Consider the following 13,632-nt stretch of genomic DNA (forward strand, 5'->3'; position numbering starts at 1 on the left):
CCGGGCGCTCTCCCCCGCCGGGGTGAAGCCGTCGCGCGAATCCTGTTCGCAGCCGCGGCCACGCTGGTCTTTCCTGTCGCGTTCAGAGATCATCACGCCACTCCATCGAGTGCCACGCCGTGATGATCTTCACCATTAGCGGTCATTTCGCATCACGCGGCGTCAATTTCGCCTGTGGGTAAAGGATTTCCGGGCCACCCGCTCCTGCCCGGCCGAGGCCGGTCACCGCTGCTAACGTTCGCGCCGCCCTGGTCCGGACCACCGGCCGGGCCCTTCGCACGGGCGGCTTTCCGGTGCCGCCCGGTACTTCCGGAGAAAAGGCGACACTTGACCCCCCTGAACCACCCCGGCCCCCGCACGCCGTGGTCCCCCGCGCCGGACGCGCCCGACTGGCACGTCACCGCGTTCCTCGGCCCCCGGCCGGGCGACGGCGACCGCTCGATGCTCGACGCCGTCCGCGAGCTGCGCGCCCGGATCCTGTTCGACCACGGCCGCCGTCCCGCGTTCCGCCGCGCCGACGGCACCCACGCCGACGACCAGGACCTCGACTTCGGTGCCTGGCACTTCATCGCCCGGCGCAGCCCGGGCGGCCCGCCGCTGGGGTACATCCGGCTGTCCACACCGGACACCGGCACGCTCTTCCAGTCGCGGGACTTCCTCGGCGGCACCGCGTACGAGGAGCTGCTGGCCGCCGAAGGCTTCCCCACCGGGGACGTGTTCGAGCACAGCAGGCTCGTCGTCGAGCACCGCGCCCGGAAGCTGGGGCTCGGGCTGTACCTCAACGCGCTCGCGATCGGCGCGGCCCACCACCTCGGGGCGCGGGCGATGATCGGCACGTCCGGCACGAAGGACGGCCAGGACCGGTTCCACGAGCGGTTCGGCTTCCGGCCGGTCCGCGGCACCCGCCGGTACGTCCCGCAGTACACCGAGGACGTCGTGATCATGCTGCACCGCGTCGCCGACGGCGGCGGGCAGTACCACGAACTGGTGACCCGGCTGCGTGACGAGTTCCCGGTCATCGCCGCCGCGGCGCCGGTCTTCTCCGCACCGGCAGTCCCCGGCGGGGCGCCGGCCCGGCCGGGCGGCGCCGCGCCGGACCGCGACTCGTGGCGGCCGGTGCTGCACACGGACGCCGGCGCGCTGAACGCGCTGCTGGAGTCCGGTGCCGTGCGCGAAGTGCACGACACGATCGACGACCAGCTCGCGGAGCTGGTCCGCAGCCGCGAACCGGCGTGCCGCGACGCCGCCGGGATCGAGCGGAAGAAGCGCGAGCAGCTGGCGGGCGCGGCGCCGTGGGAGTACGGCACGTGGGCCTGGTACCCGTGGTCCGGGCGGCTGGTGCACGTGCTGCCACGTGAAGAGTTCCGGCTCGTCCGCACCGACCGCAACCGTGGCCGGATCGAGCGTCCCGAGCAGCGGCGGCTGTTCGGCAAGCGCATCGGGATCGTCGGCCTGTCGGTCGGCAACAGCGCGGCGTTGACGTTCGCGCTCGAAGGCATCGGCGGTTCCTTCCGGCTGGCCGACTTCGACGGCTTCGGGCTGTCGAACCTGAACCGGCTCCGCGCCGGCGTGCACCACCTCGGGGTCAACAAGGCCGTGCTCACCGCGCGGCAGATGGCCGAGATCGACCCCTACCTCGACATCGAAATCGAGCGGGCGGGGCTGACCCCGGAGACCATCGAACGGTTCTTCGCCGGCGGGCTCGACCTGCTCGTCGAGGAGTGCGACACGCCGTGGGGGAAGATCGCGGCGCGCGAGTACGCGCGCGACCTCGGCGTCCCGGTCGTGATGGACTGCAACGACCGCGGGATGCTCGACGTCGAGCGGTTCGACACCGAGCCCGACCGGCCCCTGCTGCACGGGCTGCTCGGCGACGTCAAGTCGGTGGACCTGCTCGACCTCGGGCCGCAGGAGAAGATCGACCTGGTCCTCGCGATGGTGGACGCGGACCGGATCAGCCCCGAGCTGGCCGCGTCGTTCGGCGAACTCGGTCGCACGCTGAGCAGCTGGCCACAGCTGGCGTCGGGCGTCGCGCTCGGCGGGGCCCTGTGCGGCGAGGCGGCCCGGCGCATCCTGCTCGGGCGGCCGTGCGAGTCGGGCCGGTTCTACACCGACCTCGACGAGCAGCTGCGGCCGTCGCGCAACGTCTACGGCGGCCCGGCGTGAGCGCGCTGGCCGTCCCCGTGGCGATCGCGGGCACCGGGGTGCACCTGCCGCCGCAGGTCGTGACCAACGCCGAGCTCGCGTCCACACTGGACACTTCGGACGAATGGATCGTCAGCCGCACCGGCATCCGCGTCCGGCGCCGCCTGGCTCCGGACCGGGCCACCTCGGACATGTGCGTCGCGGCGGCGCTCCCGGCGCTGGCCGCGGCGGGCGTCGCGGCTTCGGATGTCGACGCGATCATCGTCGGGACGTACACGTACGACCAGCCGCTCCCGTCGACAGCGCTCATCGTCAAGGACCTGCTGCGGGCGGACCGGGCGCTCACGCTCGACGTCACGCAGGCGGCGTGCGCGAACGGCGTCCAGGCGCTGTTCCTGGCCGCGCACCTGCTCCAGACGTCGGCGGCCCGGACGGTGCTGGTGGTGGCCGCGGACTGCGCGTCCCGGGTGACGGACCCGCGGGACCGCACGACGAGGGTGTTCTTCGGCGACGCGGCGGGCGCGGCGGTGCTGACGCGGGGTTCGTCGGCGGACTCCGGGCTCCTGGGCTGGGACTTCGGCGGGGAGCTGTCGTACGAGGTCGAGATCCCGGCGCCCGGCGAGTACCTGAAGATGAACGGCCGCGCGGTCTGGGACACCGCGACCCGCTGCCTGCCGGACAGCATCCTGCGAGCGACCGGCGACGCGGGTGTCCCGGTGGAGGAGGTCACGCACTTCTTCCTGCACCAGGCGAACCTGAACATCATCACCGCGGCGCTCGACAAGCTGGGCATCCCGCACGAGCGGGCCCCGATCACGGTCGGCGAGCTGGGCAACACGGGCTCGGCGGGCGTGTTCACGGCGTTGCACGAGCGCTTCGGCCCGGGCGCGGTGGCGGCCGGCGACACGTACGTGGTGTCGTCGATCGGCGCGGGCTTCCAGTGGGGCACGCTGTGCTTCCGCCACGGTCACTTCACCTTGTAGCGCAGGTGGAGGACGTCGCGGCCGGATAGCTGCCGGGTGAGTTCCAGCTCCGCGGGCGTGCCGTCGAACAGCCGGCGCCCGGCGCCGAGGAGAACCGGGACGAGCTGGATCTCGATCTCGTCCAGCTCTCCCGCTTCGAGCAACGCCTTCGCGGCGCCGGCGCCGTGCACCATCACGCCCCGGTCGCCGGCCGCGGCGCGCGCTTCTTCCGCTGCCGCCTTGACGTCGGTGAAGAAGCGCGCGCTGCCGGGCGGGGTGTCGTCCGGGTCGATCCGGTGGGTGAGGACGTGGATCGGGACGCCGTCGTGGTGATCACCGCCCCAGCGTCCGGCCAGCTCGAAGGTCCGCCGGCCCGAGATCAGCGCACCGGTGGCGGTCGCCTCGGCATACACCTGCGCGCTCGGCCCGTCACCGAACCGGTCGTCGAGCCAGTCGAACAGGCGAAACCCACCGCGCCCCATTTCCTGCCCCGGACGGTCGTCCGGCCCGGCGACGAAGCCGTCGAGGGACATCGACATGTACAGGCGGATCATGGGGCCTCCTCGGTCAGGGATCGTTTCACCCCTGCGTCGAACGGGCCCCGCGCGGATCGACAGCCCTCACTCGCCGGTTTCGCGGGCCCGGGCGATCACCTCCTCGAGCCGCAGCGGGCTGGCCGGGTGGTGCGAGAGGCACAACGGCGTCGCGACCTGCCGGAACCCGAACGCTTCGCCCGCGACGTAGAACTGGGCCCGCTCCAGCCGCGAGATGTCCGCGACCGGGCTGCCTTTCGCCCGCGCCAGGTCGTTCGCCGCCGCGATCTGGGCCGGGCTGTTCAGGCGGCCGAAGAACTGCGTCATCGCGTTGCCGACGACCTGGTTGTGCAGGCCCTTCGGCGCCTGGGTGGCGAAGAGCAGTCCCAGGCCGTACTTGCGGGCCTGCGACGCGAGGACGATCGTGCTGCGCGTACTCGCCGTCAGGCTGCCCGACGCCGCGAGGGTCTGCGCTTCGTCCATCACGAACAGCGCACCGAGCGGCCGGTCGCCGGCGGGGTTGCGCTTGACCCACGCGAAGAGCTCCATCTGCAGCTGGTTGACGAAGTTCTGCCGCTGCTCTTCCGCCTGCAACCCGACGAAACTGATCACCGAAACCCGGGCCCGCTTGCCGTGCCCCGGGGTGAGCAGGACGCCCGGGTCCACCGGGCTGCCGCCGCCCGCGAAGAGCGGGTCGTTGACCATCGCGGCCTTGAGCACCTCGGCCAGGCCGGCGGCGATGCGCTTGGCGTCGTTGAGGTTGCTGACGTCGTCGGGCAGGTCGGTGAGCAGCTCGATCAGCTCGGGCAGGCTCCGCGACCCGGTCCGCGCATACCGCTCGACGGCTTGCCGCAGCACGGCCAGGCCGATGTTCGTCTTCGCCGTGCTGCCGGTCAGCCGCGCCTGCGGCGCCAGCGTCGCGACGGCCACCTCGACCGCGGCGGCGAACTCGTCGGAGTCGTCCAGGACGCCACCGAAGTCCGGCAGCGGCTGAAAGGCCAAGGGCCGCCCGGTGGCCCGCCCCGGCGTCCACACGACGACATCGGTCTCGGCGAGGTACCGCTTGGCGAGCTGGGCGTCCTCGGGCCCCCAGCCCTCGGGCGGCGTGGGCCAGGCATCCCCGAGCCGCGAAAGGTCGTTGTTCGGATCCAGGACGATCGCGGAGACCCCCAGCAGAGCGCACTCCTCCACGATCCGCCGCAGCAGCACGGTCTTCCCCGAACCAGACCCGGCAAAGACCGCGGCGTGCTTGCGAAGGGCGGAAAGCTCGATCCGCACGGGCTCCCCCGAGCCGACGACGGTCCCGAGCGTGATCTCCCCGTCGCCGGGTGGCGGGTGAGTCCCTTCGGCAGGCTGCCCCGACGGCTTGTCGGGCAGGACGGCGGAGAGCAGATCCGACCGACTGGCCGGCCGACGGTCGATCAACCACTCGTGCAACTCGCGGCCGCCGTTGCCGAGCATTTTCTGGAGGGCCCAGAAAGTGCGGACGTCGGCCTGGCTCGGCGGGATGGTCTTGCCGCCGGCCGTGGTGAACTCGGCGACCTCCTTACGAGTCTTGTCCCCCCGTCCCCAAGCGTCTCTGAGGATGACGAGATGCCGGTTGTCCACTCCTTGCCGTTGGCCCGCCGCCGAGCGGGCCTTGCGGAACCTGCTCAGCGCCGCCCGCGGGTCCCGGGCCGCGATCACCCGGAACGCCCAGTGCTCCTGCAGGTCGGCAGCCTCGTCGAGGGTCCGGGTGAGCCAGGCGTGTACTTCGCTCCGCCCGTTCTGGCGCTCGCACGACCATTCCAGGTCGTCGTCCCCGACTTCGGTGACCCAACAGCGCAGGGCCGCGGACAGGAGGTCAGGCATCGCCTTGTCCACGTTCTTCTCGGCGAGCACCTTGTCGGGTTCCGCTTCCGCCTGCAGCTTCTCGAACTCAGCGTCGAGGTCGGCAAACCGGTCGGTCGCGACCGCTCTGTACACGGGGGCGACCGGCGCCACGGCCTTCTCGTCGAAGGACGTGAGTTCCTGAGCCTGCCCGGCACGCAGGCACAGTTCGATGTGCGCGCCGATGCGCTTCAGCAATTGCCGCGGAGTCCATTGTTCCCAGGGTTCTGCGAACGCCACGGGCGCGACCGGCCAGGTCGGGTGCGGAGGGGTGAAGTCCATGGCCTGGTAGGCGACCCCGAGCCGCTTAGCCACCAGCGCCCGGCCAACTTCGGCATCGACGATCCGTCCGAGCGTGACCGACTCGCGGAACCGGTCGGGCACGGTGCCTGCGGCCTTCGCCTTGATCTGGTCCCACGTGCTCGGCAGGCAGGCCAGCACGGTAAGGGTTTTGTGGGTGACTTCGCGCAAACCCATGAGCCCGTCAGCGATCTGGGCGACGAGCAGGTTTTCCTCGGCGCTGTTCCCGATTTCCTGCGTCCTCTGGGCGGACCGGGCTACGAGGGTGTCGAGCTGGTCGACAGCGATCACGACCGGTCCGGTCAGGGCGAGGAGCCGGGTGATCTCCTGCACGAGAACACGGGCGGGTTTCGGCCGCGAATATATGTTCCACTGCCGGGCTTCGGGGGTGAGATGCTCGTCGCCGTCGAGGAAGTCTTCGCCGATGTACTTGGCTCCCCGATCCCGGCTGGCGATCAGGACGAGGGCACGTGCGGTGTCCCCGCATTCTCCGGCGGCCCTCTCGTCGAGCGACGCCACCCCGTCCACGAAGGCCTCGACGTGGTCCGCGGTCAGTCCGCGACCTTTCCGGATCGTCGCCGTGACCTCTGCGTTCACGTGGGTGCGCAGGCAAACGCGCAGCAGAAAGCTTTTCAGCTGGGACTCGCCCGAGTCGTCCGGACGGGTCAGCCCGCGGCGCAGTGCCTCGGCCGTGTTCTCCCAGAACGCCTCGGCTGCGGTGACGTCGTCGAGGAAGAAGTACCCCCGCGCGCGATGCACCTGGCGCCGGACTAGGCCGAGCAAGTGGGTCTTGCCGACTCCCTTCAGGCCCCTGAGGACCAGCCCGATCGGGCTCGGCCCATCGCTGGTCGCGGCGTCTCGGATGCCCGTGTCGATCGCGGCGAGCGCATCGGCATGCAAGCCGTCTACGTGGTAAGGCGAGTCCCGCCAGACGTGATCGGGAGTGTCCGCCCAGTCGAAACTCAGTGCCGCCAGTGCTGCGAGCTCGTCCATCACAGCGCCTCGATCGAGAGCAGGTGGTTGTCCTCACCGCCGATGCGGATCGCCGCCTCGTGGTCAGCCGCGGTGAGCGCCTTGCGGTTGTCCTCCGGGACGAGGTGCACCTTCCCGGCCCGGCTCAGTTCCTTGAGCACGGCATCGACCTCCGCCGCAGGTGCGCCGAGCTTCGGACGCAGGTCCACCAGACCGACCCAACCGCGGGGCTCCCTGACCAGCTCCCGGTACGCGACGCGGATACGGGTCTCGAGGTCCTCGGTCGATGCAGGCTCGACCACCAGTACCTCGCCCGTCGGGTCGAAGACGTCGGCCAGGCGCAGCTTCCGTCGGCGCAGGAAGTCATCGAAGCCGCCGAGGACCACGTAGAGAGCCGAGCAAAGGGTGCTGAGTGGCCGGGGAGGCGGAGGTGTACCCAGGCCGATCTCCTTCTCACACCACGCCCATCCGCCCTCGGTCAGCTCGTTCACGAACGCACGACCGACCTTCTTGCTGGTGATGTACCCGCCGTCCTCCAGCTGGGTGCGTTCCTTGCCCGTGAGTGAGAAGCCCACGAGCTCCTTCAACTCCGGGTTGGGCACCTCACGGCCCAGCACCATCAGCGTGAGCATCGCCGCGGTTTGTTTGTGTCCCAAGCGGTCCGTCATCCGAGATCCTTCCGGTGGTTCGGTTTCGTCGTGGTCTGGGCGCGGGCGTCCAGCGCCCGGAGGAGCCAGTCGATCGACCGGCGGGTCTGGGCCGGTGCCGGGTGGCCGTCGCCGTTCGGGGTGCGGGGTTTGATCGCCACCGCCAGGTCCGCTGCGAGGTCCGCCGTGCGTGCGCCGTCGCCGGCGCCCACCGCCGGCTGCAGGGCCGTGATCAGCTCGTCCACCAGGTCCCAGCGGGAGGGCCGCAGCCGGGCGCCGCGGGCCTGGTCGAGCAGCGCCGCGAGGTCGACGTCGTCGTCCGTTTCGAACAGTGGTGTGAAGCCCTTCAGCTGCCCGACCAGGTCGCGGGCGATCTCCGCCGGACCGCGCGACGGGCTCAGCCTCAGAAAACGGAGGTTGCCGACGTAGCCGGGCAATCCCGCCGTCGGGGTGCCCGGCGTGAGGACCGGGATGACCCGGCGGTCCTGGCCGAGGGTGCGGTGCAGGAACAGCTCGACCTCGGCCGCCTGCCAGCGGCTCACCTTGCCGTCGACGAGCAGGCACAGGTGACGCGCGTCGTCTTCCGCCCGCGCGAGCAGGGATCGGTCGCCGGAAAGCGACTTCACCACGCGGGTGTCGAGCTTGCCCAGCTCGGCGACCAGGTCGTTCCCCGCCCCGACGGCCGTCCGCGGGATGCTGACCCGCAGCTCGTGCTTGAACTCCTGGCGGCTCGCCCGCACGGCCGCCACGTAGGCGTCGCGGTTCTCCCCCAGCAGGTCGGTGCGGTCGAGCCGGCAGGCGATCACGGCCGCGACCGTCTCGAGCGCGAAGCCGATCTGGTCGGCGCTCGGCGTCTGCTCCGACAGCACCGGGAGCTGCTCGCCGAAACTCCAGTACGACACGTACGGCAGGGTCAGGTGCCGGGACATGGTCGCCGGCTCGACCGCCTGGTCCAGCCACGTCCGGTACAGCTCGGTCGTCTCGTCGACGACGATGCGGCGCCACGTCTCCGACCGGTCGTACTCTTCGCGGTTGTCGAACCGCGACAACACGGGCAGGACGGTCAGCCGCGAGCGGTCGAACGGCAGCTGGTTGCGCGCGGCGTCCGCCCGCCGGGCGGCCTCCATCGCACCGCGGATGCTCTGCCGGTTCGCCGTGAACAACACCACGAGGTGGTCCGGCAGGTGCGCCGTGCAGATCCCGCCGACGTCGGAGATGCCCGTGCGGCTGTCGATGAGCACGAAGTCGTAGTTCGACGTCCACTGCTCGCGGCACTTCTCGAGGTACTCGCCGAACCCCTCGTCGTACAGGCGTTCCCAGTCGATCGCCTGCATCTGCCCGATGTAACTGTCGTTTTCGCGGCCGGCCGCGATGAAGTCGAGCGCGCCGGCGTCCTTCAGCCGCAGGACGTGGGCCTGCGGCGCGAACCGGCCGCGCCGGAAATCGTCGACGAGGTCCACCACGCCGCCGGTGGGACGGGCGGTCAGCCGCGGCCGGAAGTAGTCGCCGAGACCGGGGGCTTCGAGGTCCCAGTCCAGGCAGAGGACCCGGTACCCCCAGCGGGCGAGCAGCACGGCGATGTTGGCCAGCGTGAAGCTCCGGCCGACCCCGCCCTTGTAGGAGTAGAAGGTGAAGATCGCTCCGGGCATCCGTCACAACCTCGGCATCCGCGCGCGCTTCGGTGGTTCCGGGGCCGGCGTGCTGACCGGGAAGTCGGCGCGCCACTCCGGTGCTCGTTCGATCAGCTCCTCCAAGTCGACCGCGATCCGCTTGATCTCCTGGTTGAAGTCGAGGTACGCCGGCGCGGTCTGGAAGTGCTCGAACGGGTGGTTCCACTCCTGCAGGTCGCGCAGGCGACGCTCGAAGGCCCAGGCCGGAAAGTTCCTGGAGTCGCAGAAGATCACCGGGTAGATCAGCTGACGCCCGGTGCCGAGCGCCTCGCGGTCCGCCATCGAAAACCACTCGGCCAGGCACCACTCGTCCCGGAAGTACTTCGGCGAAACGACCGGCACCAGCACGCGAGAGCGCAGCAACGCCGACTTCAGCTCGTTCGGCCAGCGGGACCCGACACGCACCTGGTCGTCGAAGAATATCCGGACGTCCTCGAAGCGATTGTTGTCGAGCACTTCCGACAGGCGCGGGTGGAAATGGTGGCGAATCCACGCCGATATGTCACCTGCGGCACGTTGGTAGCTGATGAAGACGTCGTACTCGTACACGCGTGCCGCCGCTCCTCCACCGCTCCCCACCAGGCGGAAGTCATCCTAGATCGACCGCGCACCACCGAAGAAGGCGAGAAACCTGACAGATTCTGGACAATAACTGGCCACGCCGGAAGTCTCGGAGAGAATGCTATCTTGACAAATCGAGAAGCCACGGATAGAACGCGAAGCGTTCCGGAATGCCGATCGCCGCGATCGGTGAATCACCGACCATCCCGAGGGGAAGCCGATGTCCGAGCCCGAGGCGCCGAGGGTGTTCGTCACCTATTCCCACGACACCGACGAGCACAAGGACCAGGTCCGGCGGTTCGCCACCTTCCTGCGCAGCAGGATCGGGCTCGAAGTCGTGCTCGACCAGTGGCACGACAACGTCCGCATCGACTGGTCATTGTGGGCCACGCAGCACCTCAAGGCGGCCGACTTCATCATCGTCGTGGCTTCGCCCCTGTACCGGGCGCGTGCCGACGGCGACGCACCACCGGACGAGGGACGCGGTGCGCAGTTCGAAACCGCCATCATCCGCGACAAGCTCACCAGGGACCACCGCGAAGGCACTCGACGGGTCCTCCCGGTGGTGCTGCCCGGCAGGTCCATCGACGAGATCCCGGCCTTCCTCTCCCCTTATTCCACCACGCGGTACGAGATCGACGAGTTCACCGACCGCGGAGTGGCCGATTTACTTGCGGCGATCACGGGCCGGGGCAAGCACCCGATGCCGCCCCGGGGCCGGTGGCTCGGCGGATCCTCGGATCCGCAGCCGATGCGCGCGAACGCGCTGCCGTGGACCGGCAGCAGCTCGGGCGTCCAGCGCGGCGCCGCCTCGATCGACGGGGTGCGGTACGACGACAGCATCGTGCTCCGCTCGGGCACGGCCCCCGGGTTCGTCGAATTCGAACTCGGGGGCCGCTACCAGCGGTTCACCACCATCGCCGGGGTGCTCGACGACGCCGCCGACCGGTTCCAGGTCGGGCGGTTCCGCGTCCTGCTGGACGGCGCTCCGCGCTCCGAACACGAAGTGGCCATCGGGAAATCCGCCGAAATCGACCTCGACGTCACCGGTGCGTCGAAGCTCCGGCTCGAGATGTCGCGGCCCGGGGCGCCGGCGTCTCCGTTCGGGTCGTCGGTGGTCTTCGTCCAGCGGCCGAACAGACGGCCGCCCGCGCTCGCCTGGGGCGATCCGACGATGACCTAAGGCGTGATGACCACCTTGAGCGCCGAGTTCGCGGCCGCGTTGGCGAAGACTTCGTAGGCCTCGTCCATCTGGGCGAAGGTGAACCGGTGGGTTCCCATGCGCTCGGCCGGGATGCGGCCCGAGGCGACCATCTTCAGCAGCGTCGGGATGGACACCGTGTCCACCAGGCCCATGGTCAGGGTCAGGTTCTGGATCCACATGTCCTGCATCGGCAGCTCGACCGGTACGCCGTGGACGCCGATGTTCGCGATGCGGCCGCCCGGGCGGACCAGGGATGCCGTCGTCAGCAGGGTTTCCGGGTAGCCCACCGCTTCGATCGCCACGTCCACGCCGAGGCCGTCGGTCAACGAGTGGACGTCGGCGAGCACGCCCGGGCCTGCTTCGAACGCGTCCGTCGCGCCGAACTCCAGGGCCTTCTCCAGGCGGAACTTGTTCGAGTCCACCGCGATCACCTTCGACGCGCCCCACAGGCCCGTGGTCAGGATCGCCGCCAGGCCGACCGCGCCCGCGCCGACGACCGCCACCGTGTCGCCCGGGCGGACGCGGCCGGCCAGCACGCCCACCTCGTACCCCGTCGGCAGCGAGTCCGCCAGGAAGATCGCCTGTTCGTTCGTGACTCCGCCGGGGACCGCGTGCAACGACGTGTCCGCGTACGGCACGCGGACGAACTCGGCCTGGGTGCCGTCGATGAGGTGGCCGAAGATCCAGCCGATCCCGCCGACCGTCCGGCAGTGCGAAGGCATTCCGCGCCCGCAGTACTCGCAGCGGCCGCACTGGGTGATGGCCGGCACGAGCACGCGGTCGCCGGTCGCGAACGCCCGGACGGCCTCGCCCACCGCTGTCACCGTGCCCACCGCTTCGTGGCCGAGGATGCGGCCGTCGGTGACCGCCGGGACGTCGCCGTGCAGGATGTGCAGGTCGGTGCCGCAGATCGTGGTGGTGTCCACGCGCACCACCACGTCGGTCGGCTCCCGGACGGCGGCGTCCGGGACGTCTTCCCAAGCCTTCGCGCCCGGACCGTGGTAGACCAGCGCCTTCATCGTCGCCTCCGGCGGCCGCCCGGCGCCCGTGGCCGGGCACGGCCGGATCCGACGCTAGAACCGGGAAAGCCGCCCGGCTGTCGCAATTTGAGACTCAGGCGTTGCGGGCCATGAACGAGCGGGCGTCGCCTTGGGACGGGTCGACGAACACGATGTCGTCCGGACGGCGGCGCGGCACGTCGATCGCCAGCACCACCAACGGTTCCGCGGTGATCGCCGGGAAGCCGTGGACCTTCCGCCGCTCGAAGCAGAGGAACATCCCCGGCCGCGCCTCGAACTCCTCGCCGTCGAGGTGGAACGTTCCGCCGCCGCTGAGCAGGTACAGGTGTTCGTCGCACTCTTCGTGGTAGTGCAACGGGACTTCGCGGTAGATCCGGAAGATCCGCGCACTGGCCGACGCCTTGTCGACGAAGTACTTGTCCACCAGCATGGTTTCCGCGGTTTCGGGCAGCGCCGCGGCCTCCGCCGGGACGTCGAACACGCTCTGCGCGTTGTCGCTTTCCATGCCCGTCAAGCTAACGCGCGGCACGCCGCGAGGTCGACCGCGCGCAGCGCCGCGCCGACGCCGGCGAGGGCCACCGCGTTCATCGACAACGACGTCACGCCCAGTCCGGTCAGCACCGGCGCCAGCGCCGGGTCGGCCGCCGCCTCGCCGCACACGCCGACCGGCTTCCCCGCCGCCGCACCGGCCTCCGCGACCATGCCGACCAGCCGAAGCAGCGCCGGCTGGTGCGGGTCGTTCAACGCCGCCACCGCGCCGAGCTGGCGGTCGGCCGCGAAGACGTACTGCGCCAGGTCGTTCGTGCCGAGCGAGACGAAGTCGACCTCCGCCAGGATTTCCGCGGCGCACAACGCCGCCGCCGGAATCTCGATCATCACGCCGGGCCGGGCGATGCCCGCCGCGCGGGCGCGGGCCGCGAACCAGGCCGCTTCCGCCGCCGTCGCGACCATCGGGGCCATCACGGACAGTTCGACGCCGGTGTCGTCCGCCGCGGCCGCGATCGCGGCAAGCTGGCGCTCCAGCAGCTCCGGCCGGTCGAACGCCACGCGCAGGCCGCGGACGCCCAGCGCCGGGTTGGGCTCCTCCCCCGCCGGCAGGAACGCGAGGGGTTTGTCGGACCCGGCATCCAGCGTCCGGACGATCACCGGCTTGCCCGCGAAGGGCTTCAGGACGTCCGCGTAGGCCGCCCGCTGCTCGGCTTCGGTCGGCTCCTCCGAGGCGGACAGGTAGCAGAACTCCGTGCGGAACAACCCGATTCCCTCGGCGCCGGCCGCGAACGCGGCGTGGGCGTCCGCGGCTGAGCCCACGTTCGCCAGGAGTTTGACGCGATGGCCGTCGGCGAGCCGGCCGACGCCGTCCCACTGCGGCCGGGCCGTCCGCGCCGGGGCGACGACCCGGCCGTCGGACGGCGAAACCGTGCCCGCGTCTCCGTCGACCGCGAGCCCGGGGCTGGTCACCTCGAGGACGCCCGCGCACGCGACGACGGCGGGAATCCCCAGGGCGCGGGCCAGGATCGCGGTGTGGCTCGTCGGCCCGCCTTCCGCCGTGACCAGCGCCAGCACGAGGCCGGGGTCGAGCCCGGCGGTGTCGGCCGGCGCGAGGTCGCGCGCCACCAGCACGCTCGGTTCCGTCAGGTCGGGGACGCCGGGCGGGGTGGAAGCGGTACCAGCGCGCGTCGACGTCGAGGTGCGGCCAGATCACGCCGTTGACCAGGTTGAACGGCCCCGAGAACGGGATCATCGGGCCGTT

Annotated in this window: 10 protein-coding genes and 1 pseudogene; 3 read left to right on the plus strand and 8 right to left on the minus strand. The window is 70.9% G+C overall.

Annotation, left to right across the window (positions count from 1 at the left end; translation table 11 throughout):
• Positions 1-327: 327 nt before the first annotated feature.
• Both ACWEN0_RS14915 and ACWEN0_RS14920 read left to right on the plus strand, forming a co-directional pair.
• Positions 328-2,166: a ThiF family adenylyltransferase gene (locus tag ACWEN0_RS14915; protein WP_451973266.1), complete on the plus strand. Its 1,839-nt coding sequence runs from the start codon at positions 328-330 to the stop codon at positions 2,164-2,166.
• Positions 2,163-3,128, plus strand: coding sequence for a 3-oxoacyl-ACP synthase III family protein (locus tag ACWEN0_RS14920; protein WP_451973268.1), 966 nt, complete (start codon positions 2,163-2,165; stop codon positions 3,126-3,128). Before ACWEN0_RS14915 ends, ACWEN0_RS14920 begins: the two co-directional genes overlap by 4 nt.
• Here ACWEN0_RS14920 and ACWEN0_RS14925 read toward each other — a convergent pair.
• The 5 genes from ACWEN0_RS14925 to ACWEN0_RS14945 form a co-directional block, all read right to left on the minus strand.
• Positions 3,113-3,661, minus strand: coding sequence for a dihydrofolate reductase family protein (locus ACWEN0_RS14925; RefSeq protein ID WP_451973270.1), 549 nt, complete (start codon positions 3,659-3,661; stop codon positions 3,113-3,115). The two genes, ACWEN0_RS14920 and ACWEN0_RS14925, sit on opposite strands and share 16 nt — an antisense overlap.
• Positions 3,662-3,727: 66 nt before the next feature.
• Positions 3,728-6,802 (minus strand): ATP-binding protein, encoded by a 3,075-nt coding sequence (locus tag ACWEN0_RS14930; protein ID WP_451973272.1) that lies wholly within the window; start codon positions 6,800-6,802, stop codon positions 3,728-3,730.
• On the minus strand, positions 6,802-7,449 hold the full coding sequence (locus ACWEN0_RS14935) for a hypothetical protein (protein ID WP_451973274.1): 648 nt from the start codon (positions 7,447-7,449) through the stop codon (positions 6,802-6,804). The genes ACWEN0_RS14930 and ACWEN0_RS14935 overlap by 1 nt, the downstream gene beginning before the upstream one ends.
• Entirely contained in the window at positions 7,446-9,077 is a 1,632-nt protein-coding gene (locus ACWEN0_RS14940) for a tyrosine-protein kinase family protein (RefSeq protein ID WP_451973276.1), read from the minus strand. The genes ACWEN0_RS14935 and ACWEN0_RS14940 overlap by 4 nt, the downstream gene beginning before the upstream one ends.
• A gap of 3 nt (positions 9,078-9,080) precedes the next feature.
• Entirely contained in the window at positions 9,081-9,647 is a 567-nt protein-coding gene (locus ACWEN0_RS14945; protein ID WP_451973278.1) for a TIR domain-containing protein, read from the minus strand.
• Positions 9,648-9,879: 232 nt separating this feature from the next.
• On the opposite strand from ACWEN0_RS14945, the gene ACWEN0_RS14950 reads away from it, so the two are divergent.
• Positions 9,880-10,842, plus strand: coding sequence for an SEFIR domain-containing protein (locus tag ACWEN0_RS14950; protein WP_451973280.1), 963 nt, complete (start codon positions 9,880-9,882; stop codon positions 10,840-10,842).
• Here ACWEN0_RS14950 and ACWEN0_RS14955 read toward each other — a convergent pair.
• The 3 genes and pseudogenes from ACWEN0_RS14955 to ACWEN0_RS14965 form a co-directional block, all read right to left on the minus strand.
• Positions 10,839-11,882 (minus strand): alcohol dehydrogenase catalytic domain-containing protein, encoded by a 1,044-nt coding sequence (locus tag ACWEN0_RS14955; RefSeq protein ID WP_451973282.1) that lies wholly within the window; start codon positions 11,880-11,882, stop codon positions 10,839-10,841. The two genes, ACWEN0_RS14950 and ACWEN0_RS14955, sit on opposite strands and share 4 nt — an antisense overlap.
• A gap of 94 nt (positions 11,883-11,976) precedes the next feature.
• On the minus strand, positions 11,977-12,387 hold the full coding sequence (locus ACWEN0_RS14960; RefSeq protein WP_451973284.1) for a cupin domain-containing protein: 411 nt from the start codon (positions 12,385-12,387) through the stop codon (positions 11,977-11,979).
• 5 nt (positions 12,388-12,392) lie between these two features.
• Positions 12,393-13,535 (minus strand): annotated as a pseudogene (locus tag ACWEN0_RS14965) (putative PEP-binding protein); the annotation flags it as partial.
• Positions 13,536-13,632 lie beyond the last annotated feature (97 nt).

It is taken from the genome of Amycolatopsis sp. NPDC004378 (assembly GCF_053602455.1).

Excerpts from the sequence above, each read along its gene's own strand:
- ACWEN0_RS14925 (WP_451973270.1), bottom strand. The coding sequence starts at position 3,661 with ATGATCCGCCTGTACATGTCGATGTCCCTCGACGGCTTCGTCGCCGGG.
- ACWEN0_RS14930 (WP_451973272.1), bottom strand. The coding sequence starts at position 6,802 with ATGGACGAGCTCGCAGCACTGGCGGCACTGAGTTTCGACTGGGCGGAC.
- ACWEN0_RS14935 (WP_451973274.1), bottom strand. The coding sequence starts at position 7,449 with ATGACGGACCGCTTGGGACACAAACAAACCGCGGCGATGCTCACGCTG.
- ACWEN0_RS14940 (WP_451973276.1), bottom strand. The coding sequence starts at position 9,077 with ATGCCCGGAGCGATCTTCACCTTCTACTCCTACAAGGGCGGGGTCGGC.
- ACWEN0_RS14950 (WP_451973280.1), top strand. The coding sequence starts at position 9,880 with ATGTCCGAGCCCGAGGCGCCGAGGGTGTTCGTCACCTATTCCCACGAC.
- ACWEN0_RS14955 (WP_451973282.1), bottom strand. The coding sequence starts at position 11,882 with ATGAAGGCGCTGGTCTACCACGGTCCGGGCGCGAAGGCTTGGGAAGAC.
- ACWEN0_RS14960 (WP_451973284.1), bottom strand. The coding sequence starts at position 12,387 with ATGGAAAGCGACAACGCGCAGAGCGTGTTCGACGTCCCGGCGGAGGCC.